A 23117-nucleotide genomic window follows, 5' to 3' on the forward strand; every position below is an offset into this window, starting at 1 on the left:
CGATTACGGTCCAAACAACAGGATTGACGGCTTTGACGTGTGGCGTCTTTATATGTACGCCGCCGACAGACCTGAAGAGTACAAAAAATACACTGACATAAATTTTCTTGAGAGCGAGTTCAAGTGTTATATAGGCTCAGGCAGAATCAAAAAAATGTCGCCATCCGATGACCTCTATGTATTAATCGGCCCGCCGGAAAATCTCTTAAGACGAGACTTAAGCACCTGCTGACTCAGGCCTTTATGCCGAAGTTCAACTCTTAAAAACCTCACTGATCTTCTCGAACCTCTGAAAGAATTTGCGGATCAAGATATCCACTTCGATTTTCCGCACCTCAATGGTCACTTTGTAAAAATCAGTGCAAGAAGAAGCGACGTCTCGTTCTGGGGAACTGATTCTCTGTAGGGCCTGCTGAGTCAGGCCCTTAAACCATCATTCAAACACTCCCCCCCTCACTGCTCATCCCCATCCTCCTCATACTCCATATCCGCCTCATCCGCATCATTCAACGGTACCGTCGCATCATCCGTCACCGATCCAGGATCTTCACTGCCTGGATCATTGATAAACGGCAATCCACTCGGGCCCTTCTCTTCTTTACCTTCAGTTTCAGGGGTCATGGCGAACCTCTTGATCGCATGGAATGTATGACGTTCGAGACGCCCTATCGCCAATCGTTCCTCTTCCTGACGGCCAGACACGAAAAACCCGGCGCCAGGCCGGGTTTTCGTTGATCAATCAGCGATGTTTATTTTTGTGTTTGTTCTTGTGCTTGTGACCGCCGGAATGATGTCCATCGTCGTCGCCACCCAGATTGTTACCCACCGCCCCGCCCGCTGCGCCGCCCAGGCCCGCGCCGATAGCGGAACCGGTGGAGCCGCCGAGGCTATTGCCGACGACCGAACCGCCTGCTGCGCCAAGACCGCCACCAATTGCGGCTTCGGTGCGGTTGCGTTTGTTCGCGCCGACGGCACTGCCGGCCGCGCCGCCGACACCCGCGCCGACCGCGGCGCCCGTGCTGCCGCCGAGTTGTCCACCAACCACATTACCCAGCGCACCGCCGAGACCACCGCCTACGGCAGCGGTGCCATCTCCGGCCGCCATGGCGCCCTGCGCCACGACCAAGCCGAAAAACAGTGCAGATAATGACAATCGCATATAAACCTCGCAGTTCCCGAATCGGGACAGTCCGCCCAAGCGGGGCGTATGCAGATTGGAGATGATTTCGGACGAAACGTTCAGCCATGAAAAAGCCCGACATCGAGTCGGGCCTCTTCTGACAGCGTTCGGGATTAGTGGCGCTTATGGCCTTTGCCCAGATTGCTGCCGACGGCACCGCCGGCTGCACCGCCCAGGCCCGCGCCGATGGTGGCGCCGTTGCGGCCGCCCAGGCTGTTGCCGATCACCGAACCACCGGCCGCGCCGACGCCGCCGCCGATCGCCGCTTTGGTGCGGCTGCCCTTGCGTGCGGCGACTGCGCTGCCCGCTGCGCCCGCGACGCCAGCACCAATGACGGCGCCGGTGCTGCCGCCCATTTTCTGACCGACCACGTTGCCCAGCGCGCCACCCAGGCCACCGCCCAGCGCAGCGGTGCCATCACCGGCAGCGATCGCACCTTGAGCAACCAGAAGGCCAAGAACCAGTGCAGGCAGTGTTAAACGCATGACGAAAACCTCAAATAAACGGGATGACGAGAAGGAGCGGGATTTAATGCGCTCGGCGCAGGAAAGTCCAGACGCGGGCAACAGCGTCGATTGGACCGCGATCAAGGAAAAGGTTTTATGCCGGGCAAAAAAAAGCCCGCTGGGGAGACGGGCTGGAGACTTGCTTTCTAACGGATGGCTTCACCCTACGTTGACCAACGTGAAAAGTTTGTGAAAAAAAACCGACATTAATGTCAACGCCCCGCAGGCATTTCCAGCAGGCAATCCTGCGCCCATAAAAAACCCCGTTCAGTGACGGGGTACGGGATGAAATCACTTTCTCGCCCTTGCCGAGACCTTGGGCAGGAATTTCGCTTTTGGCCCTTTAGGGGCTGTGGACTTGATTCTCCCGATGCTCACCGGATCTTCGCCAAAACCCGACTGATACTCCGTCTGACCGCAGCGCACACAGTTGTTGAATGAAAACTCAGCGCCATCGTCTTCGATATACGGACCTGTCATAGCCTCTCCCCTGCGGAACCGGGCCGATACCGGCAAAACTGTTTTGCCTGAAAAAATATCGACCTCCGAGGATTTTGAGACTAGCCGGTCATTCCGGGACTAGCCGTACACAAAGCATGATCTCCGACGAGCGGAAGATCCCATCCCAGTGACACAATTGGAGCCCTATCGCTCAAGACCGTTGGCTTTGGAGACGATTTCCTCTACGCAGGCCGAGACTGAAATTTTGCTTGCATCGAGAACCAATGCGGGAGATTCAGGCACCTCGTAGGGTGCGCTGATCCCCGTAAACTCCGGGATCAGACCAGCGCGGGCCTTGCGATAAAGCCCCTTCGGATCCAGCCGCTCACATACATCGAGTGGCGTATTCAGATAGACCTCGAGAAAACGCTCGTCGCCAATGATGGATCGGGCTTTTCCACGGCTCACTCTGGTCGGAGAGATACATGCCACCATCACGGTGATACCCGCGTCATTCATCAAACGCGCTACTTCAGCGATACGGCGAATATTTTCGGAGCGATCCTCAGCACTGAAACCCAAGTCGCTGCAAAGTCCGTGGCGAACGTTATCGCCATCCAGCACGAAGGCAGGCTTGCCACTTTCAATCAGCATTTTTTCAATAGCGAACGCCAGCGTCGATTTGCCTGAACCACTCAATCCGGTAAACCAAATGGTAAAAGGCTTCTGCGCCACGACACGCTCTCGATCACTGGGAGCAACTTGAGTGGGGTGCAAAACGACATTCTCAGGCACGCTGTTTTTTTCGCTTGTCATACGCATCCTCATCTCGCGTAGAGTCTGAGTTCAAACACGTTAGTCTTCAGCGGCAACTCGCAGCTCAAAAGCCATGGATCGGGCCAGACATCATGATCGACCGTTATTCGATAAACCGGCTGACAGTCGAACCGATCCAGCGAATACCCAATGACCCCTCGAGAAAAGGCAGCCTGGCTGCGTCTACCGTTAGACGCCATTCGTCATTCAGATAAAATTCCAGCCCTGCTTCACTCGCTACCACGCGAATGTCCCCGCTATGAGGAAGTCCCGTGATCTGCACGTCGGGCTCGGGATTCCAGTGCGCGCCATCATTTGTCCAAAGTACCAGTCCGGCCTCGACATCATTGATAGGCTGTATCAGCAGTGCGTTCATATCCGTGTCACCGCCACTGCCCTGATAAGTCACCACCGCAACGTGGGAATCGGTAGATGGCGTGTCCAACGAATAACTGAACGCCAGGCTACGTTGTGCTTGCGAAACGTCTTCAATCTTCTTGATCAGACACAGGTTACCGAGGATGGCCTCTTTGCCGCCGTCTTCAAGTGTCTTCGGCACGCCATAGACGAGTTCGACGCCCGCCCATTCCTGCTGAATGTTTTTCGAACGCTGGCAAGCAGCCAGACGCTCTTCAGACTTACGGTTGAACAGACTTCGCTCGAACAACTCCGATACAAACGGAAAAGTATGACCGTGGTGTGCATAGTCTTTTACGTTCAACAGGCGGACTTCGTTGACGGCGCCGTAAGGACCAAGGCAAATGTAGTCCAGTGCTTTATAGGTGCCCCGTTCCAGAATCCATAAACCGCTCATGGAACTGCGGCGCAAATCACGTCCGGTCATCTGGCTTTCTCCCACCAACATGATGTCGGACGAGACCGCCAGGCCTCGCGTATAGATTGGACTCCCTGACTCCCAGAGAACTTCATTGCTTTCCAGATCGATCAGCGCACCGATATTGCTGTGGCAGGCAATTTTCTGCCCCTCGTCCGATACCCACACATTGTGCAGGCCCGTACGTCGCTCAATGGGCTTGACACTGACCAGCTCCAACGCCGGATAAGTCAGTACTGCCATTAACGAACCGTTATGGTGGCCGTGAGCGATGACATAAAGATGACCATCTTTTTCGAATACGGAATTCAGATGATCGCCGGTGATTTCTTCCAGTGAAAGACGATCCCAGCGAACGTTGCTCAGCCGCTTTTCCTGAAAATGCCCGGGCTTTTCCAGGTCGACCACAGTGATCGCGTTACGTCCGGTGTTGGTACACACCACGCGACCGTCAGATGCGCAGAGCAACTGGTGTGGTTCCGAGAGGAAGGTTTCGGAATGGAAACTACCGTGCGAAAGAAATCCCACTTCAGAGGTAGCGTAGGTCTGGATATCCTTCAGCTTTACGTTATCCAGCCCAGAATGGCTGAGCACAAAATCCTTGCCGCCCGGAAACCATGAAACGCCGTAATATTCAGTGCGTTCGTTCTCGAGCGGGATAACTTTTCTGGAATGCACCTCGACGAGGAGCAAATATCCTGTGGTCGCAACGACTGCAAATAGCGGTTCCACTACTCTCTACCTCAGAAATGTAAATCTCGACCCTTTTTGATGCAGCGAGTGACGCAGAGCCATGAGTGCGGCCATTCTAACTGGTCAGTACAATAGTTCAACGCCAACAAAACCGGATTCCGGCCCCCGCGCGGAGCCGATCGACGCGCAGCAGATGATGCCCGAGCAATTTTCGAACACGCAGAAAACAAAAAACCCGACTTCTTTCGAAGTCGGGTTTTTTGCTATTCAATTTGGCGGTGAAGGAGAGATTCGAACTCTCGATACAGTTTCCTGTATACACACTTTCCAGGCGTGCTCCTTAAGCCACTCGGACACTTCACCGTATCTCTGCAGACATGTTCTGTCTGTCGAGGCGCGCTAATGTAGTCGAAAGCTTTTCCGATGGCAAACTTTTTTTCAGAATTTTCATGCGCTTAAGAGAGCGGACTGCACTGGGCCAGGCGGAGGATGGCAAACTCGCCAATCTCGGGTAACCGACGTGCTTCCTTTATGGAAGGCAAGAGGCGCGCAGCGCTGGCTGAAGCGCAAAACGGTGACTGGCAGGTCAGTCACGGCGCTTTACCTGGCCTGCGGCGGTGGGTAACGTCTGCCCATCTTTCTAATAAGGAATAGCGTCATGAGCGAGTTGATTGCCTACCACCTCGAAGACGGTATCGCGACCCTGACCCTGAACAATGGCAAGGTCAACGCCATTTCCCCCGATGTGATTGCGGCGTTTAACGCGGCACTGGATCAAGCGGTCGCGGATCGGGCTGTGGTGATCATTACCGGCCAGCCGGGGATTCTCTCGGGAGGTTACGACCTGAAGGTGATGACGGCCGGCCCGAAAGAGGCCGTTGCGCTGGTGACCGCCGGTTCGACGCTGGCCCGTCGCCTGCTCTCTCACCCGTTTCCGGTGATCGTTGCCTGTCCGGGACACGCCGTGGCAAAAGGCGCATTCCTGCTGTTATCCGCCGATTACCGCATCGGTGTCGATGGCCCGTTCAGCATCGGTCTGAACGAAGTGCAGATCGGTATGACCATGCATCATGCCGGTATCGAGCTGGCGCGTGATCGCTTGCGGCGTTCGGCTTTCCATCGCTCAGTGATCAATGGCGAAATGTTCGATCCGAAAAGTGCCGTTGATGCAGGTTTCCTCGACAAGGTCGTCACTGCAGAAGAATTGCAGGGCGCCGCCTTGGCTGCCGCGCGTCAGTTGAAGAAAATCAATATGCTCGCGCACAAGAACACCAAGCTGAAAGTGCGCAAACAACTGCTGGAAACCCTCGACGATGCCATCCTCCAGGATCAACAACATCTGGGCTGATTCCTGAAGGATTTGCCGTTGAAAACAGCCCGACCCTCGTGTCGGGCTTTTTCTTACGTCCGGTGTTGAAGATTCCCTGACAGCTCTAGGATGCGCCTGACAGGCAGCGCTGAAACATGCGCTTAAACATCGGCCATCTCCGGACTCTATAGGGGCAATTGCCGAAAACAGTGCACATCCGTACACTGCGCCACCTTTTGTCCCGGTGGGCCTGCAAAAATGCTGTTCGTGTTTCGTATGTTGTTGATGGGCCTGCACTTTATTCTGGCCGGCGTGCTGGGCGTGATCCTTGGCCTGTGCCGCCCCTTCAATCCGGACAACAGCCGACTCTGCGCCCGCCTCTACGCGTTGCCAGCGATGTATATCCTGCGTTTGCGCGTCAAGTCTGAGGTCAACGGGTTGATCAACAAGCCTGACAGCTGCGTGATCATCGCTAACCACCAGTCCAATTACGATCTGTTCGTGTTCGGCAACGTCGTCCCGCGCCGCACCGTGTGTATCGGCAAGAAAAGCCTGAAGTGGGTGCCGTTGTTCGGCCAGTTGTTCTGGCTCGCCGGCAATGTGTTGATCGACCGTGGCAATGCGCACAAGGCGCGGCAGTCGATGCTGACGACCACTCACACGCTGCAGAATGAAGACACCTCGATCTGGGTATTCCCGGAAGGCACCCGCAACCTCGGCGAAGATTTGTTGCCGTTCAAGAAAGGCGCGTTTCAGATGGCGATTGCCGCCGGAGTGCCGATCGTTCCGGTGTGCGTGAGCAGTTACGTCAAGCACATGCGTCTGAATCGCTGGCGCAGCGGCAACGTTCTCATACGTTCGCTGCCGGCGATTCCTACAGTCGGATTGACCATGGATGACATGCCCATGCTCATCGAGCGATGCCGCGAACAGATGCGCGAATGTATCGAATCCATGGATCGGCAACTGCGAGCCGCGTGAAAAACAAACCCGCCCTGTGCGGGTTTTCTTTTGCCGGCTGAACTGTAGAAGTTTCACTGACTCTCAAACAGCGACACGGCTAAGCTGAAGCCTTGTTCCCCTGCCATCTGCCAAGAAGAAGTGAATCACCACCATGGGTCGAGTTGTTGCTGCTGCGGTGTACAGCGAAGGCAAGAAAGTCACCAATATCACGCTTGATGAAGGCGCGGCCTGGGCGGCCAAGCCGGGCCACTTCGTCTGGATCGGTCTGGAAGAACCGGACGCACAGGAATTATCCAACCTGCAACACCAGTTCAATCTGCACGAGCTGGCCATCGAAGATGCGCTGGAAAAACACAGCCGGCCAAAACTGGAAACCTTTGGTGACGCTCTGTTTATCGTCACCTACTCCCCCGTTCGTGAACACGGCGTTTTGCAGTTCATCGAAACGCATATCTTCGCCGGCAAGGGCTACATCATCACCGCGCGCAACGGCCACTCGGCGTCCTACGCCCAGGTGCGTCAACGCTGTGAGGCGCGTCCACTGTTGCTGGAGCATGGCGAGGATTTCGTCCTGTATGCGCTGCTCGATTTCGTCATCGAGAACTATCAGCCGGTGGGCGAAGCGATCCACGCGGAGATCGATGAGCTGGAGCGCAACGTGCTGTGCAGTGCCCTCAACGAGCGTGACATCCAGAAGCTCCACGGTTTGCGCCGTGACGTGGTGCGCTTGCGTCGGTATGCGGCGCCGATGGTAGAAATCGGCGAAGAGCTGCAAAAGCTAAGCTTTCCATTCATCGACAAGAACATGCGCCCGTACTTTCGCGATGTGCAGATCCACGTGACGCGGCAGATGGAAGACCTGAGCACGCTGGCGGACATTGCCAGCCAGACCATCGAGATTGGTGTGTTGCTCGAGGCATCGCGGCAAAGCGTGGTGCAGCGCAAGTTCGCGGCGTGGGCGGCGATTCTGGCGTTCCCCACCGCTGTGGCGGGAATTTACGGGATGAACTTCCAGAACATGCCGGAGTTGACTTGGCATTACGGTTATTTTGCGGTGCTGGGGTTTATTGCGGTGGGGTGTGTGAGTTTGTGGGCGAGTTTCAAGCGGTCGGGGTGGTTGTAGCCGGGACCGCGTCGCCCCGGCGATTCGCGAGCAGGCTCGCTCCCACAGGGATTGTGGGAGCAGGCCCTTTCAGCGTTGAGCCGCTTCCGGCTTGTGCGCGACGAAGCGCATCATCCACTCCGCAACCGTAGCGCCATGATGCTCCTGCTCGAGGCTGGCCACGCCTTTGCTGTAAATCTGCGAACCCAGGGCTTCCTGGCGCAGATCGAGCAGCGCGCGCGAGTAATCGTGAATGAATTCCGGATGGCCCTGGAAGCACAGCACTTGATCGTTGATGTGATAAGCCGCGAACGGGCAGAAATCGCTCGACGCGATCACCGTGGCATTTTCCGGTAGCTCGGTCACCTGATCCTGATGGCTGATCAACAGTGTCAGCTCTTCGCGCACCGGGCTCATCCACGGCGCCTTGGCCGCCAGCTTGTAGTTGTGGGTACCAACGCCCCAACCCTGGGATGCGCGCTCGCTCTTTCCGCCAAGCAGCAGCGCCAGCAATTGATGGCCGAAGCACACGCCGAGCAGTTTGTCGCCGCGTTCGTAGCGATTCAGAAGATAAGTCTTGAGGGTCTGAATCCACGGATCAGTGCCGAACGAATCGGCCTTGCTGCCGGTGACCAGGTACGCATCGAAGGTCTCGTCTTCGCTTGGGTATTCGCCATTCACCACGTTATAGACAGTGAAATCAGCGGCGATCGGTTGTTGCGAAAACAGGCGCTGAAACATTTGCCCATAGCCCTGATACTGATCGATCAGCTCAGGCCGCAAGATGTCGGTCTCGAGAATGCAGATGCGCAGCGACATAAAAAATACCTGACACGTGATGGGAATAATGAACACCCCAGAGCCTGCCTTGAAACACCCGACCAAGGCAAGCCCCGACATGTTCACCAGCCCCTAGAACATTTCACCTTTCGCGGCTTTGTCCAGTAGCAGCGCTGGCGGCGTAAAACGCTCGCCATATTGCTCGGTCAGATACTGCGCACGCGCGACAAAATCCTTCAGGCCATACTGGTTGATGAACTGCAGCGCACCGCCGGTCCACGCAGCGAAACCGATGCCGAAGATCGACCCGACGTTGGCATCCGCCGTCGAGGTCAGCACGCCCTCCTCCACACAGCGCACGGTTTCGATGGCCTGCACAAACAACAGACGATCGCGCACATCCTTTGCTGGAATCTGTCCGTCGACTTTCTCGAAACGCGTTTTCAGCTCCGGCCAAAGATGCTTCTGGGCAGCCGCTGGATATTCATAAAACCCGCCTCCGGCGGCTTTGCCTGGTCGCTTGAATTCATTGAGCATCAAGTCAATCACGGCGAAGGCCGGGTGCTCAATCAGCGGTTTCCCTTCAGCCTGCAAGTCCTTGGCCGTCTGCTGCCGGATATGGCTCATCAGGCTGAGAGAAACTTCGTCGGCGATCGCCAGAGGCCCGACCGGCATCCCGGCCTTGCGCGCTTCAGTCTCGATCATCGGCGCACTGACGCCTTCGCCGAGCATGGCAATGCCTTCGTTGGTGAACGTGCCGAACACCCGCGAAGTAAAGAAGCCACGGCTGTCGTTGACCACGATCGGAGTTTTCTTGATTTGCAGGACGAAATCGAAACCGCGGGCGAGGGTTTCGTCGCTGGTCTGCGCGCCCTTGATGATTTCCACCAGGGGCATTTTTTCCACCGGACTGAAGAAATGCAGGCCGATGAATTTGCTTTGATCGGGCACGGCCGTCGCCAGGCCGGTGATCGGCAGGGTGGACGTATTGGAAGCGATCACTGCTTCGCTACCCACCACCTGTTGCGCGGCGGCAGACACCTTGGCTTTGAGTTCGCGATCTTCGAATACCGCTTCGATGATCAGATCGCAACCGGCCAGATCGGCATCGCTTTCGCTCGCAACGATCCGCGCCAGTACTGCCTCGCGCTGTCCGACAGTCATCTGGCCACGGGTAACTTTTTTATCCAGCAGCGCCGCGGAATGCGCCTTGCCTTTCTCGGCAGCGGCGAGGTTGATGTCCTTGAGCACGACGTCGATACCGGCCGAGGCGCTGACAAACGCGATGCCCGCGCCCATCATGCCAGCGCCGAGTACACCTACTTTCTTGGTTTTATAAGGCGCAAAACCTTGCGGTCTTGAACCGCCGGCGTTGATCTCGTTCAACTGGAACCAGAACGTGCCGATCAGGTTTTTCGAGATCTGTCCGGTCGTCAGTTCTGTGAAGTAGCGGGTTTCGATCAGGTGCGCCGTTTCGAAATCGACCTGAGCACCCTCCACCGCCGCGCAGAGAATCTTCTCCGGCGCTGGCAGCGTGCCTTGAGTCTTCGCGCGCAGAATCGACGGCGCAATCGCCAGCATCTGCGCCACTTTCGGATTCGACGGCGTGCCGCCAGGAATCTGGTAGCCCTTGACGTCCCAGCGTTGCACCGCAGCCGGATTAGCGATAATCCAGGCGCGCGCCTTGGCCAGCAGCTCATCGCGATCCGCCGCCAGTTCATCAATCAGCCCGGCCTGCAACGCCTGTTGCGGGCGCACCTTCTTGCCTTCGAGCAAATACGGCAGGGCTTTTTCGATGCCGAGCATGCGCACCATGCGCACCACTCCGCCGCCGCCCGGCAACAGGCCCAGCGTCACTTCCGGCAGACCGAGTTGCACCGACGCATCATCCACAGCGATGCGGTGGTGGCAGGCCAGGCAGATTTCCCAGCCGCCACCCAGCGCAGCGCCGTTGATCGCCGCAACCACCGGTTTGCCGAGGGTCTCAAGGCTGCGCAACTGCGCCTTGAGGGTCAGCACCATGTCATGGAAGGCTTTGGCTTCGGGCTTGCCGACCTTGATCAATTCATTGAGGTCGCCGCCAGCAAAGAAGGTTTTCTTCGCTGAAGTGATGATCACCCCGGCAATGCTGTCTTTTTCCGCTGACAAACGCGCAACGCAAGCGGCCATGGCCTCGCGATACAAGGCGTTCATGGTATTGGCACTCTGGCCCGGCATGTCCATGGTCAGCACGACGATACCGTCCTGGCCTTTTTCGTAACGAATCGCTTCGCTCATAACAGGGTTCCTTGAAGTCGGGGCTCAGAGGCGTTCGATGATGGTGGCAATGCCCATGCCGCCGCCGACGCAGAGTGTCGCCAGGCCGTAGCGCAGGTGACGCGCTTCCAGTTCATCGAGCAGCGTGCCGAGGATCGCGCATCCAGTGGCGCCCAGCGGGTGGCCCATGGCGATCGAGCCGCCGTTGACGTTGACCTTGTCCGGGTCGACGGCCATGTCCTTGATGAACTTCAACACCACCGAGGCAAACGCTTCGTTGACCTCGAACAGATCGATGTCTTCCACGCGCAGTCCGGCCTTGGCCAGCGCTTTGCGGGTTGCCGGCGCCGGGCCGGTGAGCATGATCGTCGGGTCGGTACTGGTGACGGCGGTGGCGACGATGCGCGCCCGTGGCTGCAGCCCTAGCGCACGGCCCTTGGCTTCGGAGCCGATGAGCATCAGCGCCGCACCGTCGACAATCCCGGAACTGTTGCCCGGCGTGTGCACGTGGTTGATTCGCTCGACATGGCTGTAGACCCGCAACGCCGTGGCGTCGAAGCCCATCTGCCCGATCATTTCGAAACTCGGCTTGAGCTTGCCCAAGCCTTCAAGGGTCGATTCGGCGCGGATGAACTCATCATGATCGAGCAGGATGATGCCGTTCTGATCCTGCACCGGCACCAGCGACTTGTTGAACGAGCCATCAGCTCGCGCCCGTGCGGCTTTGTGCTGCGAGTGCAGCGCGTAGGCATCGACATCCTGTCGGCTGAAGCCTTCGAGGGTGGCGATCAGGTCGGCGCCGACGCCTTGCGGGGTGAAGTGGCTGTGCAGGTTGGTCTGCGGGTCCAATGCCCAAGCGCCACCATCGCTACCCATCGGCACCCGCGACATCGACTCGACGCCGCCGACCACCACCAGATCTTCATAACCCGAACGCACTTTCATCGCGCCGAGATTCACCGCTTCCAGACCTGAAGCGCAGAAACGGTTGATCTGCACACCGGCGACGCTGACGTCCCAATCGGCTACTTGCACCGCCGTTTTGGCGATATCGGAACCTTGATCGCCGATCGGCGTGACGCAGCCGAGGACCACATCATCGACCTGACTGGTGTCCAGCGCCGTGCGTGCCTGCAAGGCGCTCAGCAAACCTGCTACCAGATTGACCGGCTTGACGCTGTGCAGCGCGCCGTCGGCCTTGCCTCTGCCACGCGGGGTGCGTAACGCATCGAAAATCAAAGCTTCAGTCATGACGTCCTCGAACCTGATTCAGTGTCGTTGCACTTTCGCCCTGCGCAGTCCGGCAAGCAATGACCACATTGCTCAACGCGCTTGACGCACGCGCTCAGACGGACGGTCATCGGACCTCAGGTGAACCGGTTCAGGTCGCCGAGTTGTCTAGCCAGCGGGCGGCAAAGAAGCTGGCAATACGCCTCATGCCTTTCTTAAAGCTTTTTTTAAGCGCTCCATATGAAATGGATCTAAGCCAACGCGGACGTGGGCCCTAAGGTGAACATGTACGCCATCGTCGTCGGGTTTTGCCGAGACGGGCGTCCTCCAACAGGAAGTGCAACGCGTGCCGTCATGGATCTGCAGTCAGGCACGCCTCAGGAAATAACAATAAAGGCGGTCAAGCCATGTTCAAACAACCGAAAGTACGTCAAGCAGGACTCATTCTTTTCGCCACGACGCTGTTGTTGATCTTGCCGAATCTGACCAAGGTCATCGGCTGATTCAAGCGCCGCGTGCTGTATATCGCCGCTGAAAGTGTGACTGGCCCGCTACCCGGGCCAGCGTGGTTGTGCCAACCTTTGCGCACTTACACGACATGGACGGCGGTCATTTGAAAACGCTCATTGCGCTCAGTGCCTTGCTGCTGAGCTTGCCCTTGTCTGCCGCACAACTGGATCTGCAGTTGGGCGCAAACAGCCGCACCTGGCAGACCGAGGAACTGCTCAAGCATCCTCAGCTGCAAACCCTCACGATCAACAATGATGTTTCCTACAAGAAAGACATGACCTATCAGGCCGTGCCCCTGGCCGCGTTGCTGACGGGCGTCAGACCTGAGGACCACTTGCAAGCGGTGGCGCTGGACGGCTTTGCCGCCGAGTTGGCCGCTGCGCCTTTGCTGAACGAGAACGGCGCACGCGCATGGCTGGCAATCGAGGATCCGGCACGGCCATGGCCACCGTTGTCCGCCGGCAAGCACAGCGCCGGGCCTTTCTATCTGGTCTGGACCGATCCGCAAGCCGGCAAGATCAGTCCCGAGCAGTGGCCATTCGAAGTCGCCAGCCTCAAGTTGATGGCGCCGGTGGCCCAGCGTTTCCCTGCCCTGCTGCCCGATCCGGCATTGAAGGCCGATGATCCGGTGAACCAGGGCTTTGCCTTGTTTCAGAAAAACTGCCTGGCGTGTCACCGGTTGAATGGTGCCGGTGATGCGCAGTTCGGGCCGGATCTGAATATTCCGTACAGCCCGACCGAGTATTTTGGTGCGGACTTCCTGAAGCGCTACATCCGCGATCCGCAGAGTTTGCGCCAGTGGCCGCAGGCGAAGATGCCGGGGTTTTCGGCGCAAGTGTTGCCGGACGGGGATCTGCAAATGCTGGTGGGCTATCTCAGGCACATGGCCGGTCGCAAGATTAAGCCGTGACACCAATTCCTTGTAGGAGTGAGCCTGCTCGCGATGGCGGCGTGTCAGGCGATACAGATGTGACTGACACGCCGCCATCGCGAGCAGGCTCACTCCTACAGGGGATTGTGCACATCCTTATTGTTGCTGGACGGAGATGATCGGCGTCGGCGAGACGAACACTTTCGCGTGCATCTGCTCGCAGCCGCCGCCCCGGCGCATGCCGCGTACCGGGCAGGCATCGAGATAGTCCAGGCCCACCGCCAGTTTCAAGTGGCGCTCCGGACGCGACAGTTGGTTGGTCACGTCGAAGCTGTACCACGCGTCATCCAGCCACGCTTCCGCCCAGGCATGGCTGGCCAGATGCTCGCAATCCTCGCTGTACAGATAACCCGAGACATAACGCGACGGTATGCCGAGGCTGCGCGCGCAGGCGAGAAAGGCGTGCGCATGATCCTGACAGACCCCTGCACGACCGGCGAAAGCTTCGGCGGCGCTGGTGTCGACCACGGTCGAGCCCGGCGTGTAGGTCATGTGCTGATTCAATGCGCACATCAAATCGATCAGCGCGGTGCGATCACGCCGTTGCTTGCAGTTTTTCCCGGCAAACTCGCGCAAGGCTTCATCGGCTTCGGTCATGCGCGTGAAGCGCAGGAACGGCAGCGCTGACTGGCTTTCATGTTCGGCCTCGCGCAATTCATCGATATCGACCTGACCACGGGCACCAATGATGATCGCTTCGTGGGGCTCGTCCATGGTCAATACATGCAGGATGTTGCCGAACGGATCGAGTTGCGCACGCACCGGGCGCGGTAAATCCAGCTGCCAACTGAGCACGTGCTGACGCTCGCTGTCGTGAGGCGTCAGGCGCAGGTACTGGATGCTCGCGCGCACCTGATCTTCGTAGTGATAGGTGGTCTCGTGGCTTATGGAAAGTCTCATGCAGCCTCCAGGTAGGAACTGTGAATGGCGTTGCCCAACTGGCGCACCAACGGGATGAATTCGGTCAGCCAGGCGTGCAGGCCTTCTTCGAGGATTTCGTTGATGCCGGTGTAGCGCAGGCGCGCGTCCATTTCCGCCGCCAGGCGTTGTGCCGGGCGGCCGTTGGCGCCGGGCAGTTGCGCGAGGATCTGGTCGATTTCTTCGGTACAGGCACGCAGCGAACGGGGTACATCGGCGCGCAACAAAAGCAATTCGGCGACGTGCCGGGCGCCGGGCGCATCGCGGTAGATTTCGGTGTAGGCCTCGAACGACGACAACGCCCGCAGCAGCGCACTCCACTGGTAATAGGCGTGCGCTGTGCCGTCACTGACCGCTTCGGCCTGATCGCCGGCCATTTCGTAGCGGGCATCGAGCAGGCGCAGCGTGTTGTCCGCGCGCTCGATGAACGTGCCCAGACGGATGAAGCGAAACGCGTCGTTGCGCATGATCGTGCCGTAGGACGCACCACGGAACAGGTGCGAGCGCTCCTTGATCCATTCGCAGAAACGGCTCATGCCGTAGCGGCCCAGACCCTGTTCGGCGATGCCGCGAATTTCCAGCCAGGTTGCGTTGATGTTTTCCCACATGTCGGCGGTGATTCGCCCGCGCACCGCATGGGCACTGGCCCGCGCCGCACCGAGGCAGCTGTAGATGCTTGCCGGGTTGGCCGCGTCCAGCGCAAAGAAATGCAGCAGGCGTTCGGCGTGCAGATCGCCGTGGCGGTCATGGTAATCATCGAGAGTGCCGGTAATCAGCAACGGCATGGCGAGTTCGTGCAGACCATCGCCGCGCCCGTCCTGCGGCATCAGCGACAGTGAATAACTGATGTCGAGCATGCGTGCGAGGTTCTCCGCACGCTCCAGGTAACGCGACATCCAGTACAGATCCGAGGCAGTTCTACTTAACATGGCAAGCTTCCTTCAATCCTCGACTACCCAGGTGTCCTTGGTGCCGCCACCCTGGGAGGAATTCACCACCAGGGAGCCTTCACGCAACGCGACACGGGTCAAACCTCCGGGCACGACCCGGGTCTCGCGGCCGGACAGTACGAACGGGCGCAGGTCGATATGGCGCGGCGCGATGCCGTTTTCGACAAAGGTCGGGCACGTCGACAGCGACAGCGTCGGCTGCGCGATGTAGGCATGGGGCTTGGCTTTGATGCGCTCGCGAAAGGCATCGATTTCCGCGCTCGTCGCGGCCGGCCCGACCAGCATCCCGTAACCGCCGGAGCCCTGGGTTTCCTTGACCACCAGATCCGGAAGATTGGCCAGCACGTGGGACAGCTCGGACGGGTTGCGGCATTGCCAGGTCGGCACGTTCTTCAGAATCGGCTCTTCGTCGAGGTAGAAACGGATCATGTCGGTGACAAACGGGTAAACCGATTTATCGTCCGCCACTCCGGTGCCGATGGCATTGGCCAGCACCACATTGCCGGAGCGATAGGACGACAGCAGCCCCGGCACGCCGAGCATCGAATCCGGGTTGAATGCCAGCGGATCGAGGAAGGCATCATCGAGGCGGCGATAAATCACATCGACCGCTTTCGGGCCGTCGGTTGTGCGCATGAACACCTTGTCGTCGCGCACGAACAGGTCCGCGCCTTCCACCAGTTCAACGCCCATTTCCCGCGCGAGAAACGCATGCTCGAAGAACGCGCTGTTGAAGCGCCCCGGCGTCAGCACCACCACGCTCGGGTTGTCGATCGGACTTGAGCTTTTCAGGGTGTCGAGCAGCAGATTGGGGTAGTGGTCGATCGGGGCGATGCGCTGAGCGGCGAACAGCTCGGGGAACAGCCGCATCATCATCTTGCGGTCTTCGAGCATGTAGCTGACGCCGCTGGGTGTGCGCAGGTTGTCTTCGAGGACGTAATAAGTGCCATCGCCATCGCGCACCAGATCGACGCCGGAAATATGCGAATAGATGTCGCGGTGCAGATCCAGGCCCTGCATTGCCAGCTGGTATTGCTCGTTGGCCAGCACCTGTTCGGCGGGAATGATCCCGGCCTTGATGATGCGCTGCTCGTGGTAGAGGTCGGCGAGGAACATGTTCAGCGCCTTGACCCGCTGGATACAACCGCGCTCCACGATTCGCCATTCACTGGCGGGGATGCTGCGCGGAATGGTGTCGAACGGAATCAGGCGCTCGGTGCCCTGCTCGTCGCCATAAAGCGTGAAAGTGATCCCGGCACGATGGAACAGCAGATCAGCCTCGCGTCGGCGTTGCGCAAGCAACTCGTCGGGCGTCTCGGCCAGCCAGCGGGCAAATTCCCGGTAATGCGGGCGAACCAGTCCGCCAGCATCGTACATCTCGTCAAAACAGGTGCGGATCATGCCGTACTCCTTGTCACTCCGGACATACAGGCCTTCGCAAGGCCCGTGCCATCGGCATAAACGCTTTGAATTCAATCGGTTGTGGATCCACGCCAAAGGCAGCGCACCATTCCTGTGCGGCAAATGCCCCGACCCGATTGCCCCCGCTTCATTGCGACGCACTGCATCGCCTATCACCAGCATAGTCAGAGTTGATTTCACTGCCCGGCAGCGACTGCGGATAATCCGCGCATTCGCTGCAAAACTTCATCGGCATGGCGCTGCGAGGCGGCTCGCCGGATTGACCTGGACTGCCGTGGCAGCCCCGCCCCGCAAAGACTTCACTGCATACCCGTCTTCCCTTTTAGCCACCCTCTCCGGTGGCTTTTTTTTGCCTGGGATTCTTGTTTCAGGGTTTTGCCACAGCGATTTTGTGCATGCCGAAAACGACAACGGCCGACCCGAAGGTCAGCCGTTGCCCGATACAAAATGCTCAAGCTCAATTCAGGCGGTAACGATTGCGCACCTCCTGCTTCACGCCCCAACCCTCAATAATGCCGCCCAGCGGCTCGACCACGGCGGAAAAGCCCTGCTCGAAATCGCCAATGTCGTCGTAGGTTGCGTACATCACTTTGCTCAATTCCAGCGACCAGGCGCCGTCGTCGCGCGCACTGACCTGGGCATTGATGGACTCACCGCGAAATTTGCCTGCTGCCCTGCGCGCCCGCTCCTCGTCCGGGAAAATCGCGTAGAACTCGATGGGATGGAACCGGGAAAAATCGAAACCGCCTTCTTTCATGCGGCGCAGAACGTTGCTGCTGATGTCTTCTTGATAGGCTGTGCTCATGAATCGTCCCCCTCGATTGATGGATAGACTTTCCGTATTCCCGCCCCGGGCCTTTTGGCCTAAGTACTACGGCAACGTGGTTGCGCGCGGGAAACAAGCATGTAGCTGACAAGACCAGACCTTAGCGATCCATTCGCTGATCTCGCTTGCAGAGTAGCCCCAAGAGAGCGCCGCTGCCAAGGCCTGGTTTACGAGATGACAGGATGTGTTCAGACAGGTGTGATGCTGCGGATTTCGATGCCGTTCTGGGTCTTGAGGTTTTTCACCCCGGCATCGGCGGTGCGCCCTTCCAGATCATTGAGATCCAGCTGGGCGGCGACCGGAAGAAGCCGCTCCTTGATCAGCCGCGCGGCTTCATCATCGGACGGGCATTCCTCACGTTCGAAGATCTCATCAACGATTTCACCATGATCATCCACGAAAGTGACTTTCCACTTTTGCATCAGTGCCTCCTCGATCAACCCGTAAATGGGCTTACCTTTATCTCGACTTTTTTCCGCGAGAGTTGGTTCAAAAGGATTACAGCCGATGATCGTGAATTGTAGGAGTGAGCCTGCTCGCGATTGCGGTCTGCCAGTCACAGATACATCGACTGGGAAAAAGCTATCGCGAGCAGGCTCACTCCTACAGGGGTCTTGCGGTGACGGTTCAGTCGTTGCTCGGCTTGTTCACCGCTTGCAGCACGTATTGCGGCAGAGCGAATGCGCCGATGTGGATTTCCGGGTTGTAGTAGCGGGTAACGATGCCGCTGCCGATGAAGCGCTGTTGCAGGGTTTCACGGCTGAGCTTGCGGTAGGCCGGGTTGGTCGAGCCCCAGGCGAAGGTCATCGAGCCGCCGATGTAGGTCGGCACGGCGGCCTGGTAGAAGTGCCAGTCCGGGAACAGGCTGCGCAGGCGGCCAGCGGTGGTTTTGACTTCATCGATCTGCATGAACGGCGTGCCGTTCTGGGTGACGAGGATGCCGCCTTCGTTCAGGCAACGGTGGCACGCCTGGTAGAAGTTCTCCGAGAACAGCACTTCGCCCGGACCGATCGGATCGGTGGAGTCGGAAATGATCACGTCGAATTTTTCAGTAGTGGTAGCGACGAAACGCATACCGTCATCGATCACCAGGTTCAGGCGGGGATCGTCGTAGGCACCGGCGGAATGGTTCGGCAGGAATTCCTTGCACATGTCGACCACGGTGCCGTCGATTTCGACCATGGTGATGTGCTCGACGCCGGCGTGCTTGGTCACTTCGCGCAACATGCCGCCGTCACCGCCGCCAATGATCAGCACACGCTTGGCAGTGCCGTGGGCAAGGATCGGCACGTGGGTGAGCATTTCGTGGTAGATGAATTCGTCGGCTTCGGTGGTCTGGATCACGCCGTCCAGCGCCATCACCCGGCCCATGCGCGGGTTCTGGAAGATCACCAGATGCTGGTGCTCGGTGCGCACTTCGTGCAGCAGTTTTTCCATGCGAAAACGCTGGCCATAGCCTTCGTAGAGGGTTTCCAGGTACTCGCTGGTCTTGGTGACGGTCATGGTCAAGTGCTCCGGTAAATGCGCGGGCGCCATCGTGGGGACGATTGCCCGGGAAAGGCGCGCATTCTACGTTGCCGAAGATGACAGGTCGAACCTCAGCTCGTTTTTTACCACCGCAAACCACTGTGGGAGCGAGCCTGCTCGCGAAAGCGGAGCATCAGTTGCCGGTGATGGCGACTGACACAACGTCTTCGCGAGCAGGCTCGCTCCCACAGGGATGACAGTGTGATCGAAAATCAGCTCAGATCCGGACGTTGCCCCGTGGCCCGGCAATCGCCCAGATGATCAGGCCCAGCACCGGCAGGAGGATGATCAGCAACACCCAGACGATTTTCATCCCGGTGGAGGCGCCGCTTTTCAGCACGTTGATGATTGCCCAGATGTCGAGGGCAAGGATGATCAGGCCAATCAGACCATTGAACGTGGAACCCATGGTGTCGCTCCAGAATAGTGGCATGCACTTTTAGGATAGACGGTCGCGCGCAGGGTTCCCTTTTATTGCGTTCAGACGTGAACGGCGACCTTCAAGGCCTCCAGTGCCGGCGCAGCGACGATGCCAATCCCGGCGCACAACTCGAGCACGCGAGGCACATCGTTGCCGTAGACCAGGACCATTTGCAGTTCATCGTCGAGCAACTGGCTGAAGTTCATCAGCGTGTAGCCGCCGTTTTCCTTGTTCAGGCTGCTCATCTGCACCTGAATGCGGTTGAGTGCGGTCAGCGCTTCGGTCTTCGCCAGTTGCTTGGGCTTGAGGTTGAAATCCACGCCCGGACCGAACGAGGCAACGATTTGTGCGAACAGATCGACGTAGGTGTCGGCCTGGAACAATACGGTTTCCGGCAGGCTGCCCACCACCACCCACTCACCCAGCGGAATCGGGAAAGTGTCGTCGTAGTTGATGTCCGGGTTGGCTGTCAGAAAAGCATCGGCATCGGCGTAGGCCTGCGCGGCTTCGTCGGCCACTTTCAGGATCTCGTCCTCGCCCATGCAGCCGGAGCTGATTTTGCTGATGAGTTCGACGAGTGCGGCTTTCATGAGGCGGATCCTGTGATGGAGGCAGATTTTGCGGGCGCGAAGAATAGCGCAGAAAAGCAAAAGATCGCAGCCTTCGGCAGCTCCCACAGATTCTGCGCGTGATTGCGGACCGGCTGCGATCTTTTGACGTTTATGAAGCCAACAACTTTTCCAACTGCGCGGTGGTATCGACTGCGCCCATGGTCCGGGCCGCATCCAGCGCGGTGACGCCATTGGCGTCCTTGGCTTTCGGGTCGGCACCCTTGCCGATCAGGTAATCGACGATTTCAACGCGGTTGAACATCGCCGCCATCATCAATGCCGTGCGGCCGTCGAACGACGAGCCTTCGATTTCGGCGCCCGCCTCGACCAGCGCTCTGACCACCGCCAGATCGCCTTTGAACGCAGCGCCGGCAATCGGGCTCTGGCCGTTGCCATTGCGCATTTCCGGATCGGCTTTGTGTTTAAGCAGGACCTTCACCGCATCAACATGGCCGTAGTAGCTGGCGAGCATCAGCAGCGTGTCGCCCTTGCTGTTTTTCAGGTTCACTGGCAGCCCGGCAGTCACCAGGCGATCGAGCATCTCGGCATCACCGTCGCGCGCCTTGTTGAAAACCTGCTCGGTGAATTCGGCAGCTTCCTCAGGGGTCATCTGGCGGCTTTGGTCAGACATGTGGCACTCCATTTCGGTCTATCGGAAAGCCGACAGTTTCCCGAGCGCGACGGTGGCTGTCACTCGGTTTTTTCCGAGCGGCCCGATAGCCACACTCAATACCGATGTCTGCCTTGTTGAATTTCAGCGAGGATTTCCTCACTGACATGCACGTAGGTTGCGCTGCCCGGCAGCCAGGCGAAGATCGGATCATCGCCCGTGAGACCGGGGTCGAAGCCTTCCTTTTTCAGGCGGGTCTTCTGGTATTTGAAGGTCCCGGTGGTCTCCATTTTCACTTTCACCCGCAGGAACAACGGCACGGCGTAGGCCGGCATACGCTGCCGGACGAAACTCAGCAACTCGGCGAAATCCAGCGTGGCCAAGGATTCGGCGGGCGTGATTGCAGCCATCCCCGCACGTCCGTTGGTATTGGGAATTTCTACGCCATACGCCACCGCTTCAGAAATCAACGGATGCTGCAGCAACAGGTTCTCGACTTCGGTGGTCGACACGTTTTCACCCTTCCAGCGATAGGTATCGCCGAGGCGATCAACGAACTGCGCATGACCGAAACCGATGTTGCGCAGCAGGTCGCCGGTGTTGAAAAAACGATCGCCCTTGTTGAACACATCGTGCAGTACGACGCGGGCGGTTTTCTGCGGATCGGTGTAACCGTCCAGCGGCGCCTTGTCGTCGATCCGAGCCAGCAGCAGGCCCTGCTCGCCCTTGCCGACCTTGCGCATGAAACCGTCATCGCCGCGCAACGGCTCGCCACTGTCGTGATCGTAGGCAACCAGCTCCCAGGCCATCAGCGAAAAACCGACGGTGTTGTCGAAATTGAGGATGTTGCTGAAACCGATATTGCCGTCGCTCGCCGCGTACAGCTCACAGATGTGCTCGACGGCAAAACGCGTCTTGAACTCGGCCCAGGCACCGGGGCGCAAGCCATTGCCGATCATCTTGCGGACGTCGTGGCGGCTGTCATCGGCGCTGGCCGGTTGCTCGACCAGATAGCGGCACAACTCGCCGACATAACCGATAGTGGTCGCGCGATAGCGACGCACATCATTCCAGAACTGACTGGCGCTGAATCTGCGCCGGATGGCAAAACCCGAAGCGCCGTTGATCGCCGATCCCCAGCACACGCACAGGCCGGTGGCGTGATACAGCGGCAAGGTGCAATAGACGACGTCGTCCGGGCGCATATCGAGGGCGATCATGCCGAAGCTCGCCGAGCTGCGCATCCAGCGGCCGTGCTTGAACACCCCGGCCTTGGGCAGGCCGGTGGTGCCGGAGGTGTAGATATAGAAACAAGGATCGTCGAAGAAAATCTGCGCGCTGCTCGGCGGGTTATCGCTGCTGGCGTCGGCACTGGCGCTGATCAGATTGACGTAACCGTCGGGCGCGATGCCCGGATGGCTGTAAGTGTCGTGATCGGCGACAAACCATGTGCGCGGTGCAGCGATAGAAACTTGATCACGCACGCCGGCATAGGCCGCCGTCAACTCTTCGCCGACCACGATGGCCACGGGTGCGACCAGGTTGATGCTGTGGATAAGCGTGTCGCGTATCAGCGAGGTATTGAGCAGCGCACTGACCGCACCGAGCTTGGCCAGCGCGAGAATGGTCACCAGCAATTCCGCACGGTTCTCGATGAACACCGCGACCACATCACCCTTGCCGATGCCCTGCTCGCTCAGATAATGCGCGATGCGATTGGCCCACTGGTTGACCTGCGTGTAGGTCAGCGCAACGTCATCCTGCATCAACGCCACGCCGTCTGGATTGCGCAGCGTCGCTTGCTCGAAGGTCCAGCCGAGGCCACACGTTTGGGTCGGATCCGTGACGTTGGCCACTTTCATGCCTTTCACCACTCGGGGGATGGCTTTGGCGATCATCGGCAGTTTGCGGAGCATCATGCTCCAGGTAATCGTGTCGCTCGGTGCGTGACGCATGAAAGCTCCCCGTTCGACCCGGGCGTGCGGATCGCTGTTCTTGTTATCGGGTATGGCTGCAACCGACGCGTTTATGTCGAGGGTCGAGAAGGAAAGTACGTCAGCGCTCGCGGGGCTGTACACGCGGTTTTTGCAATGATTTGTATCCCGTCGCACCGACGAGGTGGGCGTCGATTCTGGTACGGACGTTTGGTTCCGTAGCACAGAGAAAAATCACGCAAAATGCAGGATGCACGATGGTCATTCATGCAGATTGCACGACACCTGCAAAATGCAATGCTTTTAACATGTTGATTTTAAAGGGATTTTATTCGCATCAATACTG

At 58.4% G+C, this 23117-nt stretch carries 24 protein-coding genes and 1 tRNA gene; 5 read left to right on the top strand and 20 right to left on the bottom strand.

Annotated elements, in window-relative coordinates; all coding sequences use genetic code 11:
• Window positions 1-22: 22 nt before the first annotated feature.
• Window positions 23-232, top strand: coding sequence for a DUF6896 domain-containing protein (locus BLU71_RS28150; RefSeq protein WP_419198348.1), 210 nt, complete (start codon window positions 23-25; stop codon window positions 230-232).
• 221 nt (window positions 233-453) lie between these two features.
• Here the strand turns inward: BLU71_RS28150 and BLU71_RS27495 are convergent, their stop codons facing one another.
• From BLU71_RS27495 to BLU71_RS12765, 7 genes are all read right to left on the bottom strand, one after another.
• Window positions 454-621, bottom strand: a complete 168-nt coding sequence (locus tag BLU71_RS27495; protein WP_173867341.1) for a hypothetical protein — start codon at window positions 619-621, stop codon at window positions 454-456.
• Between the two features lie 118 nt (window positions 622-739).
• Window positions 740-1159 carry a YMGG-like glycine zipper-containing protein gene (locus BLU71_RS12740; RefSeq protein ID WP_042608469.1) on the bottom strand — a complete coding sequence of 140 codons (420 nt, stop codon included), beginning with the start codon at window positions 1157-1159 and terminating at the stop codon, window positions 740-742.
• A 134-nt stretch (window positions 1160-1293) separates the two neighbouring features.
• The gene (locus BLU71_RS12745; protein ID WP_042608470.1) at window positions 1294-1665 is read right to left on the bottom strand and encodes a hypothetical protein; all 372 of its coding nucleotides are present in this window, start codon (window positions 1663-1665) and stop codon (window positions 1294-1296) included.
• A 312-nt stretch (window positions 1666-1977) separates the two neighbouring features.
• Complete coding sequence (locus tag BLU71_RS27745) at window positions 1978-2166, bottom strand: hypothetical protein (RefSeq protein WP_080902490.1); 189 nt, start codon at window positions 2164-2166, stop codon at window positions 1978-1980.
• Between the two features lie 165 nt (window positions 2167-2331).
• Window positions 2332-2943, bottom strand: coding sequence for an adenylyl-sulfate kinase (gene cysC, locus BLU71_RS12755; RefSeq protein ID WP_042608471.1), 612 nt, complete (start codon window positions 2941-2943; stop codon window positions 2332-2334).
• A gap of 103 nt (window positions 2944-3046) precedes the next feature.
• A complete protein-coding gene (locus BLU71_RS12760) occupies window positions 3047-4510 on the bottom strand; it encodes a hypothetical protein (protein WP_156889233.1) in 1464 nt (487 codons plus the stop codon).
• 234 nt (window positions 4511-4744) lie between these two features.
• A tRNA-Ser gene (locus BLU71_RS12765) sits at window positions 4745-4834 on the bottom strand.
• A gap of 295 nt (window positions 4835-5129) precedes the next feature.
• On the opposite strand from BLU71_RS12765, the gene BLU71_RS12770 reads away from it, so the two are divergent.
• The 3 genes from BLU71_RS12770 to BLU71_RS12780 all read left to right on the top strand — a co-directional run bounded on the left by BLU71_RS12770 (window position 5130) and on the right by BLU71_RS12780 (window position 7866).
• On the top strand, window positions 5130-5819 hold the full coding sequence (locus BLU71_RS12770) for a crotonase/enoyl-CoA hydratase family protein (protein ID WP_065615173.1): 690 nt from the start codon (window positions 5130-5132) through the stop codon (window positions 5817-5819).
• 219 nt (window positions 5820-6038) lie between these two features.
• Complete coding sequence (locus tag BLU71_RS12775; RefSeq protein WP_083353238.1) at window positions 6039-6761, top strand: 1-acylglycerol-3-phosphate O-acyltransferase; 723 nt, start codon at window positions 6039-6041, stop codon at window positions 6759-6761.
• A 133-nt stretch (window positions 6762-6894) separates the two neighbouring features.
• Complete coding sequence (locus BLU71_RS12780) at window positions 6895-7866, top strand: magnesium and cobalt transport protein CorA (RefSeq protein WP_083353239.1); 972 nt, start codon at window positions 6895-6897, stop codon at window positions 7864-7866.
• 69 nt (window positions 7867-7935) lie between these two features.
• Here the strand turns inward: BLU71_RS12780 and BLU71_RS12785 are convergent, their stop codons facing one another.
• From BLU71_RS12785 to BLU71_RS12795, 3 genes are all read right to left on the bottom strand, one after another.
• Window positions 7936-8664, bottom strand: a complete 729-nt coding sequence (locus BLU71_RS12785) for an amidotransferase (RefSeq protein WP_042608480.1) — start codon at window positions 8662-8664, stop codon at window positions 7936-7938.
• Window positions 8665-8757: 93 nt separating this feature from the next.
• Complete coding sequence (locus tag BLU71_RS12790) at window positions 8758-10902, bottom strand: 3-hydroxyacyl-CoA dehydrogenase NAD-binding domain-containing protein (RefSeq protein ID WP_083353240.1); 2145 nt, start codon at window positions 10900-10902, stop codon at window positions 8758-8760.
• Between the two features lie 24 nt (window positions 10903-10926).
• The gene (locus BLU71_RS12795; protein WP_083353241.1) at window positions 10927-12132 is read right to left on the bottom strand and encodes an acetyl-CoA C-acetyltransferase; all 1206 of its coding nucleotides are present in this window, start codon (window positions 12130-12132) and stop codon (window positions 10927-10929) included.
• Window positions 12133-12709: 577 nt separating this feature from the next.
• On the opposite strand from BLU71_RS12795, the gene BLU71_RS12800 reads away from it, so the two are divergent.
• A complete protein-coding gene (locus BLU71_RS12800; RefSeq protein WP_083353242.1) occupies window positions 12710-13531 on the top strand; it encodes a c-type cytochrome in 822 nt (273 codons plus the stop codon).
• A gap of 117 nt (window positions 13532-13648) precedes the next feature.
• Here the strand turns inward: BLU71_RS12800 and BLU71_RS12805 are convergent, their stop codons facing one another.
• The 10 genes from BLU71_RS12805 to BLU71_RS12850 form a co-directional block, all read right to left on the bottom strand.
• Window positions 13649-14452, bottom strand: coding sequence for a transglutaminase family protein (locus BLU71_RS12805; protein ID WP_064364616.1), 804 nt, complete (start codon window positions 14450-14452; stop codon window positions 13649-13651).
• Window positions 14449-15399 carry an alpha-E domain-containing protein gene (locus BLU71_RS12810; protein WP_083353243.1) on the bottom strand — a complete coding sequence of 317 codons (951 nt, stop codon included), beginning with the start codon at window positions 15397-15399 and terminating at the stop codon, window positions 14449-14451. Before BLU71_RS12810 ends, BLU71_RS12805 begins: the two co-directional genes overlap by 4 nt.
• 12 nt (window positions 15400-15411) lie before the next feature.
• Complete coding sequence (locus BLU71_RS12815; protein WP_042608486.1) at window positions 15412-16821, bottom strand: circularly permuted type 2 ATP-grasp protein; 1410 nt, start codon at window positions 16819-16821, stop codon at window positions 15412-15414.
• Between the two features lie 478 nt (window positions 16822-17299).
• The gene (locus BLU71_RS12820) at window positions 17300-17647 is read right to left on the bottom strand and encodes a ribonuclease E inhibitor RraB (RefSeq protein ID WP_003223226.1); all 348 of its coding nucleotides are present in this window, start codon (window positions 17645-17647) and stop codon (window positions 17300-17302) included.
• 209 nt (window positions 17648-17856) lie between these two features.
• Window positions 17857-18090, bottom strand: a complete 234-nt coding sequence (locus BLU71_RS12825) for a hypothetical protein (protein WP_042608487.1) — start codon at window positions 18088-18090, stop codon at window positions 17857-17859.
• A gap of 205 nt (window positions 18091-18295) precedes the next feature.
• Window positions 18296-19171 (bottom strand): polyamine aminopropyltransferase, encoded by an 876-nt coding sequence (speE, locus tag BLU71_RS12830; RefSeq protein ID WP_016773785.1) that lies wholly within the window; start codon window positions 19169-19171, stop codon window positions 18296-18298.
• A 241-nt stretch (window positions 19172-19412) separates the two neighbouring features.
• A complete protein-coding gene (locus BLU71_RS12835) occupies window positions 19413-19604 on the bottom strand; it encodes a PLDc N-terminal domain-containing protein (RefSeq protein WP_016773784.1) in 192 nt (63 codons plus the stop codon).
• A 71-nt stretch (window positions 19605-19675) separates the two neighbouring features.
• Complete coding sequence (locus BLU71_RS12840; RefSeq protein ID WP_042608488.1) at window positions 19676-20206, bottom strand: hypothetical protein; 531 nt, start codon at window positions 20204-20206, stop codon at window positions 19676-19678.
• A 130-nt stretch (window positions 20207-20336) separates the two neighbouring features.
• Window positions 20337-20858, bottom strand: coding sequence for an ankyrin repeat domain-containing protein (locus tag BLU71_RS12845; RefSeq protein ID WP_042608489.1), 522 nt, complete (start codon window positions 20856-20858; stop codon window positions 20337-20339).
• Between the two features lie 95 nt (window positions 20859-20953).
• On the bottom strand, window positions 20954-22792 hold the full coding sequence (locus BLU71_RS12850) for a long-chain-acyl-CoA synthetase (protein ID WP_083353244.1): 1839 nt from the start codon (window positions 22790-22792) through the stop codon (window positions 20954-20956).
• Window positions 22793-23117: the final 325 nt, after the last annotated feature.

Source organism: Pseudomonas moraviensis (assembly GCF_900105805.1).
Classification (GTDB): Bacteria; Pseudomonadota; Gammaproteobacteria; order Pseudomonadales; family Pseudomonadaceae; genus Aquipseudomonas; species Aquipseudomonas moraviensis_A.